Genomic DNA, 20,044 nt, shown 5'->3' on the forward strand with positions numbered 1-20,044 from the left:
ATAAAAAATAAAGTTTGCTCAAGAAGAGCAAACTTTATTTTTTATTACGAGGATCTTCGTACTTTAGTAATTGCCGCGGGAGCTTCTCAATTGCAACAATTACCCCCTCTAATTTACTTTCAATACGGTGGAGTAAATATAATGTTACAACAATTGGAAACCCTACATTACCTATCATCTTGATCCACTCTTCCATCCTCTTCCCCTCCTTTCATTATATAAGTAAGAGAAAACAATGCATTTAGGCATAAAAAAACAAGCTATTATGTATTAGCCTGTTTTTCAAATAATGATGCAATTTCTCGTTTATAATCCCCGCTTATAATACCTTTCTCAGTAATAATTCCTGTAATTAATTCGTTCGGTGTTACGTCAAATGCAGGGTTATAAACATTCGTTCCGATTGGTGCTACTTGTTTTCCAAAGATTTTCGTAACTTCTGTTTCATCTCTTTCTTCAATAATTATTTCGGCGCCAGTTTCTTTCGTAACATCAAATGTTGACAGTGGCGCAGCAACATAAAATGGGATATCAAAGTACTTTGCTAAAATAGCTAAATTCATTGTCCCTATTTTATTTGCCGTATCTCCATTTGCGACAATTCGATCCGCCCCTACAATAATTGCATCTATTTCTTTCGTTTGAATAGCATGAGCTGCAGTATTATCTGTAATAAGGGTCACATCAATATTTGCTTGCTTCAATTCCCACGTCGTTAAGCGACCACCTTGTAAAACTGGTCTCGTTTCACACGCATATGCATGTAAACGCACACCTTTCTCTTTTCCAATATAAAAGGGAGCTAATGCAGTTCCATATCTGGCAGTTGCGATACTTCCAGCGTTACAGATTGTTAAAATATTATCGCCATCTTTAAAACATGTTAACGCATATTCCCCAATATTTCGGCACACCTCTTCATCTTCCTGCTGAATGCGAAGCGCTTCTTCTTCTAATGTTTTTTGTGCTTCTTTTATTGTAGTAATCCCTCGAATAGATTCTCTCATACGATCAATTGCCCAAAATAAATTGACCGCTGTCGGGCGTGACGTCCCCAAATAATTACAATCTCTATTAAACTTCTTTTGAAATTCTTCAATATGTACAGTGTTATATTTTTTTGATTCAAGCGCCAAGCCAAATGCAGCTACAATTCCAATTGCAGGCGCTCCTCGTACTTCTAACATTACGATGCTTTTCCAAACCTCTTCAATAGTCGTCAATGTTTTATATTCTGTGCTATGCGGCAATTTCGTTTGATTTAATACCGCAATTGCATCACCTTTCCAACTTACAGATCTCGGAACAGTAACAATTGTACTCATGCTTTTATGCCCCCTGAAACTGTCTGTTGAAATAATGTTCGAAACAGTTGAATATCAGCACTTTTAGATTCATATTTTATTAGTTCTTTTCCTATGGATAGCGCTTGTTTCTTAGCTTGAATTCTTGTTTCCTTATTTTCTATCTCATCTAAATCTGCTACATGAGCTAAACCAATTGTTCTACGAATCAGTTCACATCCTGCAAATCCAACAGCATCAGTAAAGATATTTTGCAAAATAATTGGTAACCATTGTTTTTCTTTCGTATATGCTTCTACACCTTCTCCAATCCATAACTTTGTAAAAGTCTCTACAAAATAACTCCACGTCTTTTCTATATGGAAAAATAGTACACTTCTTTTTTCTTCTTCTCTAGATAAAGCATTTAATAATAGATTTGCAATAAATTGACCTATGTCAAATCCAAATGGGCCATAGGTCGCAAATTCTGGATCAATCACTTTCGTTTCAGAAGGTGACGAAAAAATACTACCAGTATGTAAATCACCATGAATAAGAGTTTCTTTTCTTGTTAAGAACTTATATTTATATTGTGCTACTTTTAGTTTTAAAGTTTTATCACTCCAAAGTTCATCAACCACGAGCTGTAAATCTGGCTCATAATCATTTGTATCATAATGTCCAAACGGATCTGTAAACACTAAATCCTCTGTAATTTTACAAAGATCCGGATTTACAAAGGTACCTTCTAGTACCCTCTTCTCTTCTGATTGTAAACCAAAATCTGAAGTGTAAAATAAAACATGTGCTAGAAAACGGCCGATATGCTGGGATAAAAGCGGATATTCTTCTCCGCCTATTAATCCTTTTCTTGTAATTGTTAGTCTTGATAAGTCTTCTATTACCGTTATCGCTAACTCTTCATCATGACTGTACACTGCTGGAACATAATCCGGTACATACTGCGCAAAAATTTGTAAGGCCTTACTTTCAATCGTTGCTCTTTTTATAGACAATGGCCAGCTTTCACCAACTACTTTCGCATAGGGCAGTGCTTGTTTTATTATAATTGATTTCTCTCCATCATCTAATTTGAACACGTAATTTAAGTTTCCGTCTCCAATTTCATGACAAACGACATTTGCCTTCGCTTCAAAATAGCCATGATCTTTCGCATATTGTACAGCTGTTATTTCTGTTAATGAATAATATCCCATCGTCTTCTCCCCCTTTTTAAATTCAGAGGTTTTTCTAACATAGAAAAACCTCTTTCCACTAAGAAAGAGGTTTGAAGTTTATCTTCTCCCCTCTTATCTGCCAGAAAGTTTTACTTTCTGCTGGAATTAGCACCGTGCCTTTTGGCGTAATAAACGCCCCATTTCACAATGGTATTACGGTCGGTTGCTGGGCTTCATCGGGCCAAATCCCTCCACCTGCTCTTGATAAGAGTTGTATAATTTTTTGAATTTTTAACTTTATGTTGAAGACTATACCAAGAATAAAAATCACTTGTCAACATTTTATTTGTATAATTCTGGACGACGATCCGCAAAAACTGGAATTCCTTTACGTACTTCTTTAATTTTCTCGAATACAAGCTCTCCAAATAAAATTGATTCTTCTTCATTTGCTTCTACAACAACCTCGCCCCAAGGATCGACAATTAAAGAATGACCGGCAAACTCATTATTCGGATCCTTTCCTGCCCTATTACAGGCAACAACATAACATTGATTTTCAACTGCTCTTGCTTGCAATAGCAAACGCCAATGTGCTAAACGAACTAATGGCCATTCTGCTACAACAAATAAAACTTTTGAACCTTTTGCAGTATGAACGCGCATCCACTCTGGAAAACGAATGTCATAACAAATTGTGCCGGCGCACTCTACATCATCTAACTTAAATTCACCTGTACTATTTCCAGCGATTAAATATTTATGTTCATCCATAAGCTGAAATAAATGCACTTTACTATATTCATTGACTAGTTCTCCTTCCTTGTTTACCACATACATTGTATTTGTAACACCTTGCTCTGTTTGCTTCGCTATGGAACCACCAACAATATGTACACCATATTGTTTCGACCATTCTTTCAACTTTTCTTTCGTTTCCAATCCATCCCTATCTGCAATTTCAGAAAGTCTTGCTAAATCATATCCTGTTGTCCATAATTCTGGTAAGACAATAACATCCGGTCTCTCCTTCATCGCTTCGCTTATTTTATTTTTAGCATTCTCAATATTTTTTTCTACATCCCCAAAAACAATATCCATTTGAATACATGCGACTTTCATTTTTTCAGCCCCATTCTTATTTTTCTCTTTACAAAATACTGGAAAGATTATATCATTTGTCACTAGAATTGTAACAACTTTCAAAAGAGGTGGAAAGTATGAAATTATTTCAACCTTCTGAGATAGTAACATCATTGCCAACACAATTTTTCGCTTCACTTGTTGCAAAAGTTAACAAATTCGTTGCAGCTGGTCACGATGTTATTAATCTAGGTCAAGGTAATCCAGATCAACCAACACCGCAGCATATCGTAAAAGCTTTACAAGATGCTGCAGAAAAGACCATTCATCATAAATATCCGCCATTTCGCGGACATGAAAGTTTAAAAGAAGCCGTGGCAACATTCTATCAACGTGAATATGATGTAGTAGTAAATCCGAAAACTGAAGTTGCTATATTGTTTGGTGGAAAGGCTGGATTAGTAGAATTACCAGTTTGTTTTACAAACCCTGGTGATTCGATTCTCGTTCCAGATCCAGGCTATCCAGATTATTTATCAGGAGTTGCTTTAGCAAAAGCACAATTTGAAACAATGCCGCTTATTGCAGAAAATAACTTTTTACCAGATTACACAAAAATTAATAACTCTATTGCCGAGCGTGCAAAATTAATGTTTTTAAACTATCCAAATAATCCTACAGGTGCTACTGCATCAAAAGATTTTTTTGATGCAACTATTCATTTTGCTAATAAACATAATATATTAGTGGTTCATGATTTTGCTTACGGTGCGATTGGATTCGATGGTCAAAAACCTGTTAGTTTCTTGCAAGCAGACGGTGCTAAAAATACAGGTATTGAAATTTACACTCTATCGAAAACTTTCAATATGGCTGGATGGCGTATTGCTTTTGCAGTAGGGAATGAAAGTGTCATTGAAACCATTAACTTATTACAAGATCATATGTATGTTAGTATTTTTGGTGCAGTTCAAGATGCTGCCCGCGAAGCACTATTAAGTTCACAGTCTTGCGTAATAGACCTTGTAAATAGTTACGAATCTCGACGAAACGCTCTTATTTCGGCTTGTCAATCAATTGGTTGGAATGTAAACATTCCAACAGGGTCATTCTTTGCATGGCTTCCTGTTCCAAAAGGATATACCTCTGAGCAATTTGCTGATATTTTACTAGAAAAAGCACATGTTGCAGTTGCTCCTGGTGTTGGATTTGGTGAACATGGCGAAGGGTATATCCGTGTTGGTCTCTTGCATACAGAAGATAGATTACGGGAAGCCATTAATCGAATTGATAAATTAAATTTTTTCAAAAAGTAATTGACAACATGAAAAATATCTGACAAAATTCAGTTATCTTAAAAATTTAAACATTTCTAAATACTTCTTATCAAGAGCAGGTGGAGGGACGAGCCCGACGAAACCCGGCAACCGATCTACAATTGTAGACACGGTGCTAATTCTCGCAGCATTACGCTGACAGATAAGGAGCTGGTTGTAAAAAAACCTCTCCTTAGCTGAGAGGTTTTTTTATTTAACTAGGAGGTTATAACAATGAGCGGAATTATAGCGACGTATTTAATCCATGATGATTCACATAACTTAGAAAAAAAGGCTGAGCAAATTGCACTTGGTTTAACAATTGGCTCTTGGACTCATTTGCCACAATTATTGCAAGAACAATTAAAGCAACATAAAGGCAACGTCATTCATATTGAGGAATTAGCTGAACATGAACATACAAATTCGTATTTACGTAAAAAAGTAAAACGCGGAATTATTAAAATCGAATATCCGTTATTAAACTTCAGTCCAGATTTACCAGCAATTTTAACGACTACATTTGGAAAGCTATCCCTTGATGGCGAAGTAAAATTAATTGACTTAACTTTTTCAGGTGAGTTAAAAAAGCATTTTCCTGGTCCTAAGTTCGGTATAGATGGTATTCGAAATCTTTTACAAGTGCATGATCGTCCCCTTTTAATGAGTATTTTTAAAGGAATGATTGGACGAAATATTGGGTATTTAAAAACGCAATTACGCGATCAAGCAATTGGTGGTGTAGATATAGTAAAAGATGATGAAATATTATTTGAAAATGCATTAACACCACTTACGAAACGCATTGTATCTGGAAAAGAAGTTTTACAATCCGTATATGAAACATACGGACATAAAACGTTATATGCCGTAAATTTAACAGGACGAACTTTTGATTTAAAAGAAAATGCGAAACGTGCAGTGCAAGCTGGAGCTGATATTCTATTATTTAACGTATTTGCTTACGGACTAGATGTACTACAATCACTTGCAGAAGATGATGAAATCCCAGTTCCTATTATGGCACACCCTGCTGTAAGTGGTGCTTATTCAGCATCTAGGTTATATGGAATTTCATCTCCATTATTACTCGGAAAGCTACTACGCTATGCTGGGGCTGACTTTTCATTATTCCCATCTCCATACGGAAGTGTTGCGCTAGAAAAAGAGGAAGCTCTTGCTATCTCAAAATATTTAACTGAAGACGATGCATTTTTCAAGAAGAGCTTTTCTGTTCCGTCTGCTGGTATTCACCCTGGTTTCGTTCCCTTTATTGTACGAGATTTCGGTAAAGATGTTGTTATTAATGCTGGCGGCGGGATACATGGACATCCAAATGGAGCGCAAGGCGGTGGTAAAGCTTTCCGTACTGCAATTGATGCTACTTTGCAAAATAAACCACTCCATGAAGTAGATGACACAAATTTGCATAGTGCACTACAAATATGGGGAAATCCCTCTCATGAGGTGAAATTATGAGTATTCAAGTATTTTGTGATTTCGATGGCACGATTACAAATAATGATAACATTATGTCCATTATGGAAAAATTCGCACCACCAGAAGCTGAAGAAGTAAAGAATAGAATTTTATCACAAGAGCTATCTATTCAAGAAGGTGTTTCTCAATTATTTCAATTAATACCTACTCATCTGCACGATGAAATTATTCAATTTTTAATAGAAACTGCTGAAATTCGTAATGGTTTTCATGAATTTATACAATTTATAAATGAAAATAACATTTCTTTTTACGTTATATCAGGTGGAATGGATTTCTTCGTCTATCCACTCTTACAAGGACTCATTCCAAAAGAGCAAATTTACTGTAATGAAACAGATTTTTCAAATGAATACATTACGGTGAATTGGCCTCATCCTTGTGATCATCATTGTCAAAATCATTGCGGATTATGTAAATCATCACTCATCCGTAAATTGAGTGATACGAATGACTTCCATATTGTGATTGGAGATTCAATTACTGATTTACAAGCTGCGAAACAAGCAGATAAAGTATTTGCTCGTGACTTCCTTATTACAAAGTGTGAAGAGAATTATATTGCTTATACACCGTTTGAAACATTCCATGATATTCAAAATGAATTAAAACATTTGTTGGAGGTGAAATTATGAAACAACTTTTTCGTCAATGGTATGACTTAAGCGAGATAAAAAAAGAATTAACAACACGAAATTGGTTTCCGGCAACGAGTGGTAATATTTCTATAAAGGTTAGTCATGAGCCCCTTACTTTTCTTATTACAGCAAGTGGTAAAGATAAAACAAAAACTACTCCAGATGATTTTCTATTAGTAGATCATTTAGGGGGTCCCGTATTAGAGACTGAATTACGCCCGTCAGCAGAAACAGTATTGCATACACATATTTATAACAATACAAATGCCGGGTGCGTACTTCATGTTCATACAACTGATAACAATGTCATCACAAATTTATATAATGATGCAGTCACCCTTCAAAATCAAGAAATTATTAAAGCTCTCGATATTTGGGAAGAAGGTGCAACAATTCACATTCCTATTATCGAAAACCATGCCCATATCCCAACGCTTGGAGAAAACTTCCGAAAGCATATAAAAGGTGATTCAGGAGCAGTATTAATCCGTAACCACGGTATTACCGTATGGGGCCGAGATAGCTTTGATGCAAAGAAAAGATTAGAAGCTTATGAGTTTTTATTCCAATTTCATATAAAACTATTATCAATTCAAGGAGGCGTTTCTAATGGCGCAAATTCGTATTCATGAAGTAAATACTCGCATTGAAAATGAAGTGGAAGTATCTAAATTTCTACAAGAGGAAGGCGTTTTATATGAGAAATGGAACATTTCTAAACTTCCTACTCATTTAAATGAAAATTATTCGTTAACAGATGAAAACAAAGCTGAAATATTAGCTGTTTTTTCAAAAGAAATCGCTGATGTTTCAGCAAGTCGAGGTTATAAAGCACATGATGTAATTTCACTTTCAAATAGCACACCTAACCTTGACGAATTATTAATTAATTTCCAAAAAGAACATCATCATACAGATGACGAAGTTCGCTTTATCGTCAGTGGTCATGGCATTTTCGCTATTGAAGGCAAAGATGGGAAATTCTTTGATGTTGAACTTGAGCCAGGCGATCTCATATCTGTTCCTGAAAATGCAAGACATTATTTTACCTTGCAAGATGATCGTCAAGTTGTAGCTATTCGTATTTTTGTGACAACTGAAGGCTGGGTTCCAATCTATTAAGGTAGTTAGTTGAATAAAAGGACTTGGACCCCCTTTTCCAAACTTTTATTCACTCTACATATATACATCCTCCTATGGAACAGGCTTATTTCATTTTTGAAATAAGCCTGATTTTTTATTTACTCAAAAGTACCACTTCATCACAAATTTAACACCTTGATTTTTCAAGTATATTTTTTGAACATTTTTTGAATATTTATTGAATTTTTTCTGAAAATTCTGTTTTGTATATGATATACTACAATTAATTAAGAAGGAAAATAATATCGCAAACAGAGGGGGATAATCATGAGCTTACTTATCGCACTTATACTTGGGGTTACATGTGGAGCATTTCCAGTTATTTTAGGAGCTATTATGGAAGAGTTAGAAATTGGTGTTTTAGGATTTGTCGCATCTTGTGTAAGCGCTTTATTGTTTGGTTTATTCGGCGCTATTCCTGTTTCAATTCTGTGTGCTTTTTATATAATACGCCATGCTCGTACAAAACAATTGGGTCCTAATCACATCGCACAAATTATCCCATTCCCGGTTGAACGATGCCGCCGCGCTTCTAACTTATAATTATAAAAATTAAAGATGACTAAATAAATAAAAGTCCTCAAATGAGGACTTTTATTTATTTTCTTCTAGAAATTGAAACAATTCTTGTAGATGTAGGGCATCTTCACCATAGCTAACAGATACATGAAATATACCGTCAATCTCAGCTTGCATATAAAGATCCACTCCATCACGATCATATTTCAATGCCAAATAAAACTCCATTTCTTCTAACATCTTTTTTGAGGTTCGAATTACATAATGCCCCTTCTCATCTCTTCCATATTCAAATTCTGGTTCAAAATCATACTTTTGTTTAAAAGCTTCTTTTTGTTTTTCATTAATTTTCATACAAGTAGCTCGCTGTACAGTATCAATCATCTCATCAAACTTTTGAAGGTTCACCTCGTTTACCCCCTTATATATTTTTTATATAATACTTGTGTTCCACTATTTTCTTCTCCATCCTTAATTAACTCTTCATACAATTCTTTCGCCATACTTAAGCCCGGGACTGATAATTGTAATTTTTCTGCTTCCTCTAAAGCAATTTTAATATCTTTCATAAAATGCTTTACATAAAATCCCGGCTCAAAGTCTCCTTTTAACATTCGAGGAGCTAAATTACTTAATGACCAGCTACCTGCTGCCCCTGTTGAAATGCTCTCTAACACTTTATCTGGATTCAGTCCAGCCTTCTTCGCGTAAGCAACAGCCTCACATACTCCAATCATATTGGAAGCAATCGCAATTTGATTGCACATTTTTGTATGTTGTCCACTCCCAGCTGGTCCTTGTAATTGAATGTTTGTTCCTAACTTTTCAAGTAAAGGTAAGCATCTATCATATATTTCTTTCTCTCCACCTACCATAATTGCGAGTTTTGCTTCTTTCGCACCAACATCTCCTCCTGAGACAGGTGCATCTAACGTATATATATTTTTGCTTTTTGCAACTTCATTAATGCGTTTTGCTAAAGTAGGTGTAGATGTCGTAAAGTCAATTGCTATCGTACCTTCTTTTGCATGTTCTATAATTCCTTCTATACCAAAATACACTTCTTCTACATCATGTGGATATCCAACCATTGTCATTACAATATCAACTTGCTTCACTAACTCTTTTGGCGTATCACACCAATGTGCACCATCTTGCACTAAAGAATCTGTTTTTGCTTTCGTTCTATTATATACATATACTTTATGACCATCTTGCATTAAGTGATAAACCATACTTTTTCCCATTACGCCAATACCAATGAAACCTATTGATAAAGTTTTATGTTCCATTTTCTCATCCCCTTTGTTCTAATAAATCATTTACCATCTTTCGGAACTCTTTATTAAAGTCATCATCCATACTATTTTTCACATTTGAAAATAACATAACAAAAGTTCCTTTTTCTTTATTAAAATTATTAAAAGTGTTCCAACCAGATAATACACCATGATTATGAAAATAATCTGCATATATATAAAAACTAAATGCATATTTCCGTTCTGCTGAAGGTGAAAACATTGCTTGTATACTTTGTTCAGAAAGAAGTTTTCCATTTATAATTGCTTCGTCTAACTTCTTCATATCTCCAACTGTCGTATACATCTCACCACAACCATATAGCCAATCCATGCCTAACTTCTGCGCTGGTACAAGCTCTTGATCTTTTTTCACATAACCCTTTGTAAAATTTTTATCGCCAGGTACCATATTTCCCATACCGGATTCATGCATATCTACTTTTACAAATATGTTTTCTTTTATGTAATCTCCTAAAGGTTTTTTCGATATATGTTCTATTATATAAGCAAGCACCATATAATTATAATCTGTATATCTCCAACCTGTTCCTGCAGGAAATTCTAAATTTTGACGTCCGATCCAATTAATTAACTGTAAACGGGAAGCAGCATTAACATTGCCTTTTGCGTGTTCAGGTAAACCAGAGGTATGTGTTAATAAATGATATAGCGTAATATTTTTATTCTCCGGAAATGAAGGAATATATTTATTTACATTATCTTGAATATTCAATTTCCCTTGTTCTTGCAGCTGTAAAATAGATGTGGCAACAACTGTTTTCGTAATAGAACCGATACGATATTTTGTTTGAGGCGTATTTTCAATTTTATTTTGAACATCAGCATAGCCATATCCTTTATTCAATATAACATGCTCTTTATCTGTTACCAAAACTGTTCCATTAAATTGCTTTCCGACTAAATATTGATCTAATTTTTGAGATATGCTAGCATAATCAATTTGTTGCTCTTCTTTTTCTTCTATATTCCCTTGCACTTCTGGTTCAATAGTAGGGTTCACCTTAGTTGTTAATACTGTGTTTTCCTTTATATTGGGGCTAACAAGAAAATAGTATACTCCGCCGCCAACTATAGCAGACAGTGAAGCCATTATCATTACTTTTTTTATCATGTCGATCCTCCATAATTCCTTCGCTAAAAATTGTCCCCCTATTCTATTATCAAACAATAAAAAAAAATCGCAACAATTTGTTGCGAAAAATTACATTTTTTCTTTTCTGTACACACATACTTGATTCTTTCCATTTTTTTTCGCTTCATATAAAGCAATGTCCGCTCGTTGCATTAATTCTTCTCTTGTAGTTCCTTGTTCATATAACGCAACTCCAAAGCTAGCTGTTAGCTTCGAAATTCCAGTGAATTGCTTTGTTTCAATGAAGAATCGTAATGACTCCGCAACTTGAAATGCTTCCTTTTCTACTGTATTTGTCACTAATATAATGAATTCTTCTCCTCCCCATCTTGCAAATACGTGTTGCTGCTCCACTTTAGATTTCATAAGCTCTGCAAGTTGTATTAATGCCAAATCACCAAAATCATGACCATATGTGTCATTAACTGTTTTAAAATTATCTATATCAAATAAAATGATTGCTATTTTCTCATCACTACGTATTACCTTTTCCCACTCTACCTCTAGTATTTGTTGAAACTTTAAACGATTATAAATCTCTGTCAATGAATCTACCATAGCAAGTCTTTCTTGTTCTTGATAGATTTCATCTAATTCTGTAATTTCCGTGCATTTTACAATAAATCTTGATAAATCTTCTGGCAATGGTGTCGCACGTAATAGAAAAGTAGATACTTCCCCTTCATAATTTGACATCTTAATTCTTCTACCACTTGATAAAGTATCGTCTAGCCATGTTATATCATGCGTCGTCGAGTAGTATCCATTTTCTCTAATAAAATGTTCAGCAAATACTAAATGTTGCTCACGATAGGCAAACAAATTTTCATATCCGAAAAAAGTTAAAAAATTTGTATTACAATCAACAATTTCATCATCTTCTACTATAAATAATAAATCATTTTGAAAATCAAACATCGTTTGAAGCAGTTCCTGTTGCAAACTAACTTGCCTTACTAAAGAAAGTTGATACAAACTCTTATTCACTTCTTCTAATACTGCTTGTGGAGTTACAGGGGCTATTACAATATTACGTATTCCTAATGCAAGTACATCTGTAAATTCTTTTGTTATTTGTTGATCCCAAATGACAATGAATGTACTTTGCGGGGTATACATATTCTTTATATATTTGATTTGAGAATAATCTGTTACATACATAATTATAATGTGCGGTTTCGTTCTTTGAAATAATAGTTCGCCCTCTTCAAAATTATTTGCTATAAACATACATTTTGGATGGATATTTTCTATCGTTTGTTGATGCTTACATCCATTTTCTATATAAAGGACATTTAACTGCAAATCTTGTAACACATTTTGGAAAACCGTATTCTCTAATAAAAAATGTAGTATGTTCATCACTAGTCTTCACTCACTTCATATATCTTGTTCTACTGAATTCCTCACAAACATTTTTAAAAGACTGTTCTCTAATAAACTTTAATTTGCAAGAGATACATATTAACAAGCTAATTGAGAATGTTATCTTCCCTTTTCACTCTATAAATTCCTTTTTTAGTGTATGATTATAGGAATTATATCGTTTGTATGAATGCCCTAGCTTATTTCTTAAAACTTGACAATTAAAATAAAGATATTATATTCTTAAATTCGAAAACTTACAAAATGTAAGTAATATACATTGCGTTTTCTTGATAATTTTATATACAATTTGGAGGATATATAATGACAAACGACAACTTTTTTAACGTTTTATATGAACGCACATCTACACGTGCATTCAACCCAAATAAAGAAATCTCATCTACAGAATTGCATGAGATTTTAAAAGCCGCAGCACAAGCACCTTCCGCTTGGAACTTACAACACTGGAAATTCCTTGTTTTTCAAGGTGAAGATGTACAAAAACGATTACACCCAATAGCTTATAACCAACAACAAATTCTTGATGCTTCTGCAGTAGTCGCTATTTTAGGTGATTTAGAAGCTTATAAAAATGTTGAGCCAGTATATGGTCCAATTGTAGAACAAGGATTTATGAAAGAAGAAGCAAAAGAACGCTTAGCTAAAAATATTGAATCTGCATATGCTCGTGAACAATTCCCGAGAGATGCTGCCTTTTCAAATGCATCTTTAGCAGCAATGCAACTTATGCTTGCAGCTAAAGCAACTGGTTGGGATACTTGTGCTATTGGTGGCTTCAATCCACAAGCACTGACAGACGAATTTAACGTTTCATCTCGTTACGTTCCAATTATGCTTATTACAATTGGTGAATCAACTTTAAAAGGTCACCCTGCACCACGTATGAGCGTAGAGCAAGTGAGTGAGTGGGCAAAATAATAAAAAACGAAGGTAACTACATTACCTTCGTTTTTTATTTCCTGTCATACTTTTGTAATATTACTACAAATCATTCGACATTTATACTTATAGAAAAGTATATTCTATTCCTTTATCATAAACAAACGTGACGTTTTGTGTCGAATTTTGTTAAGGTATTGAAATATACCCGTGTGTTTTTATTACAATTGTGATACAATGATAACAAATAGATAACAAGAGAGGGATTTTCATTGAGTTCATACGGAAGCTTGATCGCACTTTTATGTTACATAGTAACTGTACTGCTTCTATATTTTATTGGTGATGCCGCAAACATCTCCATTTTACAATTCCCAAAAGAAGAAGCATTTCAATTAGAATCAGAAAAACATACTGCACGATCCATCGTACCACTACTCCTAGCTCTTCCTGTATATATCATCGTTTTATATAAAAGTAAAAAAGTGTAAAGGCTACCCATTTCGTTTATTTTGGTGGTTTTTACATTTTTTTGTTATATTACCCCTATTTTAAACATCATTCCATACTAAACACCCAGCTAGTCATTTAAAATGAGAAAATCCCCTAGAAAAAATTCCACTCTCTGTCCAGTCACTAACTACCGAACTTACATAGATTATAAGTGTGAAGGGGGTGATGAGGATTATGTTTGGATCATTTGGATGCTGTGATAACTTTAGAGACTGTCATCATCGTGAAAGAGAGTGCGACCATCGTGACCATCGCGAGAAAGAGAGAGAGGTAAAACCACAACAACCAGCTGTATGTAACGTACTTGCTAGCATTTCAGTTGGAACAGAGCTTTCTCTTTTAAGCATTAAAGGTATCGGATCTTTCAACGATGTAATTTTTGAAGGTTTCGCTAACGGTGTTGCTCTTTTCTCCGCTTTAGCTCGTAACAATAATGATAAAGATAATAAAGACGACAACAAAGATGATAAGCACCGTCAACGTAATACTTTTAATGGTATTTTACGTGTATGCCCAACTGATATCGTTGCTATCGCTATCTAGTTCTGTGTCTTATCCTCTATAGTAAGAAAACAAGATTTACTTTTCTCATAGAAAAAACCTGAGACCGATTTCAAATCGACTCAGGTTTTTTTATTAATTATATGCTTTTAACTAGTTCAACAACTTCTTCAGCAGTTGACATCATTAATGCTTTTTCTGCTAATGTTTCCATTTCTGCTTTTGACAACTTGCTTAGTTGTGTTCTTGCAGGAAGAATAGATGTTGCACTCATACTGAACTCATCTAAACCTAATCCTAATAATAATGGGATAGCAAGTGAATCTCCCGCCATCTCACCACACATGCCAGCCCATTTGCCTTCTTTATGAGCAGCATCGATAACCATTTTTACAAGACGTAAAATAGATGGGTTATATGGTTGGTATAAGTATGATACTTGTTCGTTCATACGGTCTGCAGCCATTGTGTATTGGATTAAATCATTCGTTCCAATAGAGAAGAAATCAACTTCTTTCGCGAATTGATCTGCTAATACTGCTGAAGCTGGGATTTCAACCATCATACCAACTTCAATAGAATCAGAAACAGTTGTACCCGCTTCTACAAGTTTCGCTTTCTCTTCTAATAAAATCGCTTTCGCTTGACGGAACTCATCAAGAGTTGCAATCATTGGGAACATAATTTTTAAGTTGCCGTATACGCTAGCACGAAGTAATGCACGAAGTTGTGTACGGAACACATCTTGCTCATCAAGACATAAGCGAATTGCACGGTATCCTAAGAATGGGTTCATTTCTTTTGGTAAATGTAAGTATGGAAGCTCTTTATCTCCACCGATGTCAAGTGTACGAACAACGACTGGTTGACCTTCTTTTACACCTTCAAGAACTGCTTTATACGCTTCGAACTGCTCTTCTTCTGTTGGAAGATTGTCACGGCCCATGTATAAGAATTCTGTACGGTATAAACCAACGCCTTCTCCACCATTATCGATAATACCTTGTACATCATTTGGTGTTCCGATATTTGCAACAAGCTCAACGTGATGTCCATCACTTGTTACAGTAGCTTGGTCTTTTAATTTTGCCCATTCAATTTTTTGCTCTTCAAATTTCGCTTTCTTTTCTTCAAACGAACGAAGAGTTTCTTCTGATGGGTTTACAATTACTTCTCCATCTAAACCGTCAATGATAACGATATCGCCGTTTTGGATTTTCTCCATAACAACTTTTGTACCAACAACAGCTGGAATTTCCATAGAACGAGCCATAATTGCAGAGTGAGATGTACGTCCACCGATATCAGTAGTGAAACCTTTTGCATACTTACGGTTTAGCTGAGCTGTATCAGATGGTGTTAAATCTTCAGCAATGATGATTACCTCTTCAGAAATTGTACCAGGATTTGAGAAGTTAATTCCTAGTAAATGTGCAAGAACGCGTTTTGTTACGTCACGAATGTCTGCAGCACGTTCTTTCATATATTCGTTATCCATGTTTTCAAACATAGAAATAAACATTGATGCAACTTCATCCATTGCAAATTCAGCATTTACTTTTTCGCTATTCACTTTATCTTTTACTGGGTTTACTAGTTCTGGATCATTTAACACTAATAAATGTGCTTCAAAGATCGCAGCTTTGTCAGCTCCTAGCTCAGCAAATGCGTGGTCTTTAATAGCTTCTAATTCAGTTTTTGCTTTCTCAAGCGCAGCGTCTAAGCGTGCAATTTCTGCAGCTTCGTTTGTAATTGATTTCTTTTCGATGTTAAATTCAGGATTTTCAAGTCTGAAAGCCTTTGCAATAGCAATCCCACTTGATGCAGCGATCCCTTGAATGTTAAGAGTCATTATTCTCCTAATCCTTCGTTTTTCATAGTTTCTTCGATAGCTGCTAGTGCTTGAGCTGCATCATCACCATTTGCAGTGATTTTAATTTCTGCGTTTTGTTGAATACCTAAAGACATTACGCCCATAATTGATTTTAAGTTAACGTTCTTTCCGTTATACTCTAAGTTAATGTCAGAACCGAATTTGCTTGCAGTGTTTACAAGTAGAGTTGCTGGACGAGCATGAATTCCTGAGTCGCTAGTTACTTTAAAGATTTTTTCCATGATAATTTATCTCCTTTAAATTACAGTATTTTTTAGTTGTATAGACGTGAGTACTACATCATCTATTGTATATAATAGGCGATGTTCGGTCAACCACATCGCCTATTATAATTATAAACATTTTGCGTCAAATTCCTACTGAATGTCAATAATAGCGGTTTCGCCCTTCTTAACATTTCCATCTTTTTTCAATTCGACTTGTTGCCCTTGTTGTAAGTTTGTAAAGACAATTGGTGTAATGATAGATGGTGCATTTTCTTTTACAAATGCAAGATCTACTTTTAATAATGGTTGGCCTTGTTTCACCTTGTCGCCTTGTGCTACAAGCGCTTCAAAACCTTCACCATTTAATTTTACAGTATCAATACCGAAGTGGATCAAAATTTCTTTTCCGCCTTCAGATTGAATACCAATCGCATGTTTTGTAGGGAATACATTAACGATCTCACCGTTAACTGGAGAAACTACTGTTCCTTCAGTTGGCTCAATTGCAAATCCATCTCCCATCATTTTTCCTGAGAATACTTGGTCAGGTACTTCTGTAATTGGTAAGATTTTCCCTTCAATTGGTGATACAATTGTTTCATTTTCATCAACTTTTTGAGGAGTTTCTTCCACTTTTACAGGTTCTTCTTTTTCAGCATGAGGTGTACGACCTGACATAATATCATGAATTTGTGATTTTAACGTGTCAGATTTCGGTCCGAAAATAGCTTGAATGTTATTTCCAACTTCAAGTACACCAGCTGCTCCAAGTTCTTTTAAGCGGTCTTTGTTTACATTCTTTTGTTCGTTAACTTGAACACGTAAACGAGTAATACAAGCATCTAAAGAAGCAATGTTTTCTTTACCACCAAGTGCTACTAATACTTCACGAGGAAGTTCGCCTGCTTCTGCTTTTCCTGCACCGTCATTCGCATTTGCCTCTTCACGACCAGGTGTTTTTAGATTCCATTTACGGATTGCAAAGCGGAATCCGAAGTAGTAAATAACTGCTAGTACAAGACCAACAATAATTACCCACCACCATGCTGTACGGCCTGGTAGTACACCGAATAATAGGAAGTCAATTAAACCACCAGAGAATGTCATACCAATTTTAACACCTAAAATTTGCATTGTCATAAATGATAGACCAGCAAATACAGCATGAATTCCGAATAATACTGGCGCTACGAATAAGAATGAAAATTCAAGTGGCTCTGTAATACCTGTTAAGAAAGATGTTAATGCTGCAGAACCTAAAATACCTGCTGCTAATTTTTTATTTTCTGGACGTGCTTCATGATACATTGCTAAAGCTGCTGCTGGAAGACCGAACATCATGAACGGATACTTACCAGTTGTAAATGTACCTGCCGTTAATTCTACACCGTCTTTTAACTGTGCCATAAAGATTTTTTGGTCACCACGGATTAATTCGCCAGCTGCATTTGTATACTGACCGAATTCGAACCAGAACGGTGAATAAAAAATGTGGTGTAGTCCAAATGGAATTAATGAACGTTCAATTAAACCGAATATAAATGCTGCGATTGTTCTATTCGCATCAATCATTTGATGTGAGAACGTGTTTAAGCCACCTTGAATGTATGGCCAAACGAAGCACATGATAATACCTACTATTAAAGAGAATGTTGCAGTTGCGATCGGTACGAAACGCTTACCTGCAAAGAAACCTAAGTATGATGGTAATTCAATGTTGAAGTATTTATTATAGCAATATGCCGCTACTATACCGACGATAATACCACCAAATACCCCTGTTTGTAGCGTCGGAATACCTAATACGTTTGCATACGCTGGATCTGCAAATCCAATTTTTACTGGGTCTGCTCCAGAACTTGTTACTTTCACTAGCTTATCTACTTCTAAGAACACACTCATCGTTTTGTTCATAATTAAGTAGCCGACGAATGCTGCTAAACCAGCTACTCCGTCTCCACCAGCTAAACCAATTGCTACCCCAACTGCGAATAATAATGCAAGGTTAGCGAAAATAATATCACCAGATTGTTCCATAATTTTTGCAACCATTACGAACCAATCTGCTTTTAAAGCAGGAATAACATTTGTTAACTGTGGATTTTGAAATGCATTACCAAATCCAAGTAAAATACCTGCCGCCGGTAAAATCGCTACTGGAAGCATTAACGCTTTTCCGACTTTTTGAAGAACACCAAAGATCTTCTTAAACATGGAAACCCTTCCTCTCTTATCTATATTGATACCTTCCGACAAACGCCAAAAAGACATGAGGAAAAAAAGATAGAACGATAGCTATACAAAGGGTAGTATATCCCTTTCTCTAGCTTACATTCCTTACTTTTCTCCACTCATGCCTGATCGAATCAGTAACACGTGTCAAAAATAGGTTTACGTATAAGTTCACTATAATTAAGGCAAACGTTTTCGTTACTCTCCTTAATCTGTTTGTCGAAATTTGTATAACTTTGCAATAGTTATTATACATAACTATTGTAAGCGATTCAATCATTTTTTTTAACGTTTTCATTTTAGACAAAAATATATGACTTTTTACACATGCTCTGCCTTTACTAAGCGTTGCAAGTGCATCGTTAAATAAATACTTTCAGCTTCATATACAGGTAGTTGCAACTCTTTTTGCATGACCTTAACTAGCTTCCAAGCCACGTTATAGCAAACTGGATACTCCGCCTTTAATAAATCAGCAAAACTTTGCGATTCCTCTACTTTTTCTCCTTTTTTCACCCTCTCAATAGCATATTGAAGATGACGAATAAGGCGTAAATAATGAATGCTCTCTTGATCTAATGTAATTTGTAAGTTTGTCTCAATTAAAGATACAAGTTGTGCAATGAGACGGGAGTTTTGATTAACTGAAGATAAATCAGAATTTGTAAGCGAACTGTAAATGTGAAGTGCAATAAAACCAATTTCTCCTTCTGGCAATGTAATTTGCAAACGAGAATTTAAAAGTTCTACAACACCTTCAGCAATTTCATATTCCTCTGGATACAGCATTTTTGTTTCAACTAAAAAAGGATTATCAATTGTAAGTCCTTGTTTTAACCTTTTAATTGCAAATGAAATATGATCTGTTAACGCAATATGAATATGTTCATTTAGTGGAGATTTTGCTTTTTCTTGAATGTACAGCATAATATCGTTCATCAATTCAATTAATTTTTCACTAACATGCGGCACTAATAATTTATATTGTTCACGATCACGTTCATTTTTTAAGACAAACATTTTTTCGATTTGTTCTTGCTCCAATACATCTTTCGCTTTTTTCCCAAATCCAATTCCTTTACCAATCACTACTACTTCCTCGTGTTCAGGATGGCTAGCAATGATGACATTATTATTTAAAACTTTTTTAATTTCTAGATAATTATTCATATAACACCACCCTCGTACTTAAATAGCCTACTTTTATGTTACAGAATATTCTTCTTTGTCGTCAATGTAAAACATCTGCCATTTAATAAAAATTCATTTTTTAGACATGTTTATATATGATGCGTATAATGTAAGAGCAACTG

21 protein-coding genes and 2 riboswitches are annotated in these 20,044 nt (G+C 34.9%); of the genes, 9 read left to right on the forward strand and 12 right to left on the reverse strand.

Annotation, left to right across the window (positions count from 1 at the left end):
• Positions 1 to 34: 34 nt before the first annotated feature.
• From DN403_RS18685 to DN403_RS18700, 4 genes are all read right to left on the reverse strand, one after another.
• Complete coding sequence (locus DN403_RS18685; RefSeq protein WP_000393338.1) at positions 35 to 196, reverse strand: YvrJ family protein; 162 nt, start codon at positions 194 to 196, stop codon at positions 35 to 37.
• A 67-nt stretch (positions 197 to 263) separates the two neighbouring features.
• Complete coding sequence (gene mtnA, locus DN403_RS18690; RefSeq protein ID WP_086397978.1) at positions 264 to 1,325, reverse strand: S-methyl-5-thioribose-1-phosphate isomerase; 1,062 nt, start codon at positions 1,323 to 1,325, stop codon at positions 264 to 266.
• Entirely contained in the window at positions 1,322 to 2,503 is a 1,182-nt protein-coding gene (gene mtnK / locus DN403_RS18695) for an S-methyl-5-thioribose kinase (protein ID WP_016098934.1), read from the reverse strand. Before mtnK ends, mtnA begins: the two co-directional genes overlap by 4 nt.
• Before the next feature lie 90 nt (positions 2,504 to 2,593).
• Positions 2,594 to 2,735: riboswitch (SAM riboswitch) on the reverse strand.
• Positions 2,736 to 2,806: 71 nt separating this feature from the next.
• Positions 2,807 to 3,670 carry a carbon-nitrogen family hydrolase gene (locus DN403_RS18700; RefSeq protein WP_002162505.1) on the reverse strand — a complete coding sequence of 288 codons (864 nt, stop codon included), beginning with the start codon at positions 3,668 to 3,670 and terminating at the stop codon, positions 2,807 to 2,809.
• Between the two features lie 14 nt (positions 3,671 to 3,684).
• On the opposite strand from DN403_RS18700, the gene DN403_RS18705 reads away from it, so the two are divergent.
• The 6 genes from DN403_RS18705 to DN403_RS18730 all read left to right on the forward strand — a co-directional run bounded on the left by DN403_RS18705 (position 3,685) and on the right by DN403_RS18730 (position 8,687).
• Entirely contained in the window at positions 3,685 to 4,863 is a 1,179-nt protein-coding gene (locus DN403_RS18705; RefSeq protein ID WP_016098935.1) for a pyridoxal phosphate-dependent aminotransferase, read from the forward strand.
• A gap of 64 nt (positions 4,864 to 4,927) precedes the next feature.
• Positions 4,928 to 5,033: riboswitch (SAM riboswitch) on the forward strand.
• A gap of 64 nt (positions 5,034 to 5,097) precedes the next feature.
• Positions 5,098 to 6,342, forward strand: a complete 1,245-nt coding sequence (gene mtnW / locus DN403_RS18710) for a 2,3-diketo-5-methylthiopentyl-1-phosphate enolase (RefSeq protein ID WP_098437119.1) — start codon at positions 5,098 to 5,100, stop codon at positions 6,340 to 6,342.
• Positions 6,339 to 6,998: a 2-hydroxy-3-keto-5-methylthiopentenyl-1-phosphate phosphatase gene (mtnX, locus tag DN403_RS18715; RefSeq protein ID WP_000027470.1), complete on the forward strand. Its 660-nt coding sequence runs from the start codon at positions 6,339 to 6,341 to the stop codon at positions 6,996 to 6,998. The genes mtnW and mtnX overlap by 4 nt, the downstream gene beginning before the upstream one ends.
• A complete protein-coding gene (locus tag DN403_RS18720; protein ID WP_000811319.1) occupies positions 6,995 to 7,633 on the forward strand; it encodes a methylthioribulose 1-phosphate dehydratase in 639 nt (212 codons plus the stop codon). Before mtnX ends, DN403_RS18720 begins: the two co-directional genes overlap by 4 nt.
• Entirely contained in the window at positions 7,611 to 8,123 is a 513-nt protein-coding gene (locus DN403_RS18725; protein WP_000057322.1) for a 1,2-dihydroxy-3-keto-5-methylthiopentene dioxygenase, read from the forward strand. Before DN403_RS18720 ends, DN403_RS18725 begins: the two co-directional genes overlap by 23 nt.
• Before the next feature lie 288 nt (positions 8,124 to 8,411).
• Complete coding sequence (locus tag DN403_RS18730) at positions 8,412 to 8,687, forward strand: hypothetical protein (protein ID WP_000054662.1); 276 nt, start codon at positions 8,412 to 8,414, stop codon at positions 8,685 to 8,687.
• A gap of 51 nt (positions 8,688 to 8,738) precedes the next feature.
• On the opposite strand, the gene DN403_RS18735 is transcribed toward DN403_RS18730, so the two are convergent.
• The 4 genes from DN403_RS18735 to DN403_RS18750 form a co-directional block, all read right to left on the reverse strand.
• Positions 8,739 to 9,071 (reverse strand): DUF3909 family protein, encoded by a 333-nt coding sequence (locus DN403_RS18735; RefSeq protein ID WP_016098937.1) that lies wholly within the window; start codon positions 9,069 to 9,071, stop codon positions 8,739 to 8,741.
• A gap of 5 nt (positions 9,072 to 9,076) precedes the next feature.
• Entirely contained in the window at positions 9,077 to 9,955 is an 879-nt protein-coding gene (locus DN403_RS18740; protein WP_000400426.1) for an NAD(P)-dependent oxidoreductase, read from the reverse strand.
• Between the two features lie 4 nt (positions 9,956 to 9,959).
• Positions 9,960 to 11,096: a serine hydrolase gene (locus tag DN403_RS18745; protein WP_042595606.1), complete on the reverse strand. Its 1,137-nt coding sequence runs from the start codon at positions 11,094 to 11,096 to the stop codon at positions 9,960 to 9,962.
• Between the two features lie 90 nt (positions 11,097 to 11,186).
• Positions 11,187 to 12,479 (reverse strand): GGDEF domain-containing protein, encoded by a 1,293-nt coding sequence (locus tag DN403_RS18750; RefSeq protein ID WP_001023182.1) that lies wholly within the window; start codon positions 12,477 to 12,479, stop codon positions 11,187 to 11,189.
• 327 nt (positions 12,480 to 12,806) lie between these two features.
• On the opposite strand from DN403_RS18750, the gene DN403_RS18755 reads away from it, so the two are divergent.
• The 3 genes from DN403_RS18755 (at position 12,807) to DN403_RS18765 (ending at position 14,441) form a co-directional block, all read left to right on the forward strand.
• The gene (locus DN403_RS18755) at positions 12,807 to 13,424 is read left to right on the forward strand and encodes a nitroreductase family protein (protein ID WP_000180387.1); all 618 of its coding nucleotides are present in this window, start codon (positions 12,807 to 12,809) and stop codon (positions 13,422 to 13,424) included.
• Between the two features lie 233 nt (positions 13,425 to 13,657).
• Entirely contained in the window at positions 13,658 to 13,876 is a 219-nt protein-coding gene (locus DN403_RS18760; protein ID WP_000100493.1) for a hypothetical protein, read from the forward strand.
• Between the two features lie 196 nt (positions 13,877 to 14,072).
• Complete coding sequence (locus DN403_RS18765; RefSeq protein ID WP_000468030.1) at positions 14,073 to 14,441, forward strand: DUF3915 domain-containing protein; 369 nt, start codon at positions 14,073 to 14,075, stop codon at positions 14,439 to 14,441.
• A gap of 97 nt (positions 14,442 to 14,538) precedes the next feature.
• Here DN403_RS18765 and ptsP read toward each other — a convergent pair whose 3' ends face one another.
• From ptsP to glcT, 4 genes are all read right to left on the reverse strand, one after another.
• On the reverse strand, positions 14,539 to 16,251 hold the full coding sequence (gene ptsP, locus DN403_RS18770) for a phosphoenolpyruvate--protein phosphotransferase (RefSeq protein WP_000174211.1): 1,713 nt from the start codon (positions 16,249 to 16,251) through the stop codon (positions 14,539 to 14,541).
• On the reverse strand, positions 16,251 to 16,514 hold the full coding sequence (gene ptsH, locus DN403_RS18775; RefSeq protein ID WP_000411080.1) for a phosphocarrier protein HPr: 264 nt from the start codon (positions 16,512 to 16,514) through the stop codon (positions 16,251 to 16,253). The genes ptsP and ptsH overlap by 1 nt, the downstream gene beginning before the upstream one ends.
• A gap of 135 nt (positions 16,515 to 16,649) precedes the next feature.
• Positions 16,650 to 18,713 (reverse strand): PTS glucose transporter subunit IIABC, encoded by a 2,064-nt coding sequence (gene ptsG, locus DN403_RS18780; RefSeq protein WP_000473175.1) that lies wholly within the window; start codon positions 18,711 to 18,713, stop codon positions 16,650 to 16,652.
• A 339-nt stretch (positions 18,714 to 19,052) separates the two neighbouring features.
• Positions 19,053 to 19,901: a glucose PTS transporter transcription antiterminator GlcT gene (gene glcT, locus DN403_RS18785; protein WP_001067323.1), complete on the reverse strand. Its 849-nt coding sequence runs from the start codon at positions 19,899 to 19,901 to the stop codon at positions 19,053 to 19,055.
• Positions 19,902 to 20,044 lie beyond the last annotated feature (143 nt).

The organism is Bacillus sp. AY2-1, from assembly GCF_008368965.1.
Lineage (GTDB): Bacteria > Bacillota > Bacilli > Bacillales > Bacillaceae_G > Bacillus_A > Bacillus_A thuringiensis_S.

Excerpts from the sequence above, each read along its gene's own strand:
- DN403_RS18685 (WP_000393338.1), bottom strand. The coding sequence starts at position 196 with ATGGAAGAGTGGATCAAGATGATAGGTAATGTAGGGTTTCCAATTGTT.
- mtnA (WP_086397978.1), bottom strand. The coding sequence starts at position 1,325 with ATGAGTACAATTGTTACTGTTCCGAGATCTGTAAGTTGGAAAGGTGAT.
- mtnK (WP_016098934.1), bottom strand. The coding sequence starts at position 2,503 with ATGGGATATTATTCATTAACAGAAATAACAGCTGTACAATATGCGAAA.
- DN403_RS18705 (WP_016098935.1), top strand. The coding sequence starts at position 3,685 with ATGAAATTATTTCAACCTTCTGAGATAGTAACATCATTGCCAACACAA.
- mtnW (WP_098437119.1), top strand. The coding sequence starts at position 5,098 with ATGAGCGGAATTATAGCGACGTATTTAATCCATGATGATTCACATAAC.
- mtnX (WP_000027470.1), top strand. The coding sequence starts at position 6,339 with ATGAGTATTCAAGTATTTTGTGATTTCGATGGCACGATTACAAATAAT.
- DN403_RS18720 (WP_000811319.1), top strand. The coding sequence starts at position 6,995 with ATGAAACAACTTTTTCGTCAATGGTATGACTTAAGCGAGATAAAAAAA.
- DN403_RS18725 (WP_000057322.1), top strand. The coding sequence starts at position 7,611 with ATGGCGCAAATTCGTATTCATGAAGTAAATACTCGCATTGAAAATGAA.
- DN403_RS18730 (WP_000054662.1), top strand. The coding sequence starts at position 8,412 with ATGAGCTTACTTATCGCACTTATACTTGGGGTTACATGTGGAGCATTT.
- DN403_RS18740 (WP_000400426.1), bottom strand. The coding sequence starts at position 9,955 with ATGGAACATAAAACTTTATCAATAGGTTTCATTGGTATTGGCGTAATG.
- DN403_RS18745 (WP_042595606.1), bottom strand. The coding sequence starts at position 11,096 with ATGATAAAAAAAGTAATGATAATGGCTTCACTGTCTGCTATAGTTGGC.
- DN403_RS18750 (WP_001023182.1), bottom strand. The coding sequence starts at position 12,479 with ATGAACATACTACATTTTTTATTAGAGAATACGGTTTTCCAAAATGTG.
- DN403_RS18755 (WP_000180387.1), top strand. The coding sequence starts at position 12,807 with ATGACAAACGACAACTTTTTTAACGTTTTATATGAACGCACATCTACA.
- DN403_RS18765 (WP_000468030.1), top strand. The coding sequence starts at position 14,073 with ATGTTTGGATCATTTGGATGCTGTGATAACTTTAGAGACTGTCATCAT.
- ptsP (WP_000174211.1), bottom strand. The coding sequence starts at position 16,251 with ATGACTCTTAACATTCAAGGGATCGCTGCATCAAGTGGGATTGCTATT.
- ptsH (WP_000411080.1), bottom strand. The coding sequence starts at position 16,514 with ATGGAAAAAATCTTTAAAGTAACTAGCGACTCAGGAATTCATGCTCGT.
- ptsG (WP_000473175.1), bottom strand. The coding sequence starts at position 18,713 with ATGTTTAAGAAGATCTTTGGTGTTCTTCAAAAAGTCGGAAAAGCGTTA.
- glcT (WP_001067323.1), bottom strand. The coding sequence starts at position 19,901 with ATGAATAATTATCTAGAAATTAAAAAAGTTTTAAATAATAATGTCATC.